Annotated in this window: 3 protein-coding genes; all 3 read right to left on the bottom strand. The window is 24.2% G+C overall.

Translation table 11 applies throughout. The features are described from left to right. Window positions 1–147 precede the first annotated feature (147 nt). Genes G3997_RS03980 through G3997_RS03970 form a run of 3 tightly spaced genes read right to left on the bottom strand, consistent with a single transcriptional unit; the run spans window position 148 to window position 2,042 of the window. Window positions 148–801, bottom strand: coding sequence for an ABC-2 transporter permease (locus G3997_RS03980; RefSeq protein WP_296648463.1), 654 nt, complete (start codon window positions 799–801; stop codon window positions 148–150). 3 nt (window positions 802–804) lie between these two features. After that, window positions 805–1,656 (bottom strand): ABC transporter ATP-binding protein, encoded by an 852-nt coding sequence (locus G3997_RS03975; RefSeq protein WP_296648459.1) that lies wholly within the window; start codon window positions 1,654–1,656, stop codon window positions 805–807. A gap of 11 nt (window positions 1,657–1,667) precedes the next feature. After that, window positions 1,668–2,042 (bottom strand): GntR family transcriptional regulator, encoded by a 375-nt coding sequence (locus G3997_RS03970; RefSeq protein ID WP_296649342.1) that lies wholly within the window; start codon window positions 2,040–2,042, stop codon window positions 1,668–1,670. Window positions 2,043–2,113: the final 71 nt, after the last annotated feature.

Below are 2,113 nucleotides of genomic sequence, written 5' to 3'. Positions count from 1 at the left end.
TATATAATAAAAAGCTACAACTAAACGTAGTTAGTAACTATACTATAACTAATTTTTAAGGTTAATAATCACGAAATTGTCTAACAGAGCCATTTTRTAAAAGTTATATATATCTAAGGTTTGATATAATATCTATTTAGATTATTACTACGCTTCTTTTACTTCTTTATTTTTATATAAATTTATACTTATAAATATAGATATTAAAACTATAAAAATATTTATAACAATAGTAAGTAACGGCATCCCAAAGCTATTAATTATATTCATAATAGTATCTAACATCTTAGGATTATTGCTTATTTCTGATACTATAGATGCTGGTACTGTATTTACAAGCATAACTATYATAGTCATAAACAATCTTCCTTTATTTATACCAAACTTTAAAACTAAAGGAATTATTACAGACATAGATAGTATAGCTGATGTTATACTTGTAGGTAATAATATATCTAATGACATTTCTTGTGATGTAGTTATTTTTATTGATACAAAGTATACTATACATAAAAGTATAGAAGATAATAATATATTTATAATTCCAAATAAATATCTAGATAACACATATTCWTTTCTTTTWACWGGAAGATATGCTATTAAATAATCTATATTATTATGATCTTCGTAAGCCATTACTTGATATAGAGTTAATAAAACAGTTAGCCCTAATAATATATTTAAAAAGAACTGGTTATAAATAGCTATTCCTATCCATATTACCCATACAAACCAGATTTGCTTATACACTGATTTTAAGTTTGTAAAACTCATTTTTGTAAGATTTATAACATTGCTCATATGCTACCCCCTAGTATAATACATTATTATGTCTTCTAAATTTGCTTTATCATATACTACTTCTTCCCCAAATATCTCATATGCAGTTTTATAATCAGAAGTTAAACCATCAAATCCAAAAGAATTTTCTTGATATGATATAAGGTATTTTTTAGTATCATCGTCTAATAGCTCTTTATTACCTCTTATTATTTTGTGATTTTCTAATATACTTTCCTTATCWCYATTTAGTATWATTTTTCCGTTATATATAAATACTAAATAATCTCCTACTTTATCTAAATCCGAAGTTATATGAGTAGAATAAAAAACAGTTAAACCATCTTTTTCCATATGTTCTTGTAAAACTTCCATAAATTCATTTCTGACTATAGGATCTAGGTTTGCTGTTGGTTCGTCCATTATTATTAATTTTGGATGGTGGCAAAGTGTCATTATAAGTTCAAACTTTTTTTGTTGACCTTTAGATAACTCTTTATATACTTTCTTTTCATTTATATTAAATTTATTTAAGTAGAATTTGTATAATTTTTCGTCCCAATTTTTATAAATTAAAGATATATTTTTCTTAATATCCTTTAGTTTTACTTCTTTCATGTATCCAGAAATATCACCAACATAACCTATTTGTTCTTTTATAGATAAATCATCATCCTTATATTCTTTATCAAATATTTTTATAGTTCCACTATCTTTTTTTAACATATTCATTATTAATTTTATAGTAGTTGTTTTACCACTACCATTAGGACCTATAAATCCAGTTATAAATCCTTTTGGTATATCTATACTATCTATACTTAGTTTAAAATCGCCTAAATCTTTGCTTAAATTTCTAATTTCAACTGCATTCATAATAAGCCCTCCTATACTTCTTCATAAATACTTTTAAATATTTCTATCCCTTCTTCTAAACTTACTCCAACTGCTTTTGCTTGTTTAATTATTTCTTCTAACTTATTTTCTATTTCATACAATGTGATTTCTTTTAATCTTTCAGTGTTTTGATTTGATACAAAGGTACCTTTTCCAATTACTGTTTGTATAAAGCCATCTTTTTCTAATTCTTCATAGGCTCTTTTTGTTGTTATTATACTTACCTTCAACTCTTTTGCTAAATTTCTAATAGACGGTAACCCTTCTCCTGGNTTTAAATTACCATTTAGTATCTGACTTTTTATTTGTGTTTGTATTTGTTCATATAATGATATTGTTGAAGTATTACTTATATTTATATTCAATTTATCACCTCTTCTTAATRTACATACAGTGTGTATATAGTATATATACACTGTATGTACAAATAATAACA

It is taken from the genome of Romboutsia sp. 13368 (assembly GCF_018336475.1).
Taxonomy (GTDB): domain Bacteria; phylum Bacillota; class Clostridia; order Peptostreptococcales; family Peptostreptococcaceae; genus Romboutsia.
The sequence above is the reverse complement of the archived record's forward strand: the minus strand, read 5'-3'. Positions and strand labels throughout refer to the sequence as shown.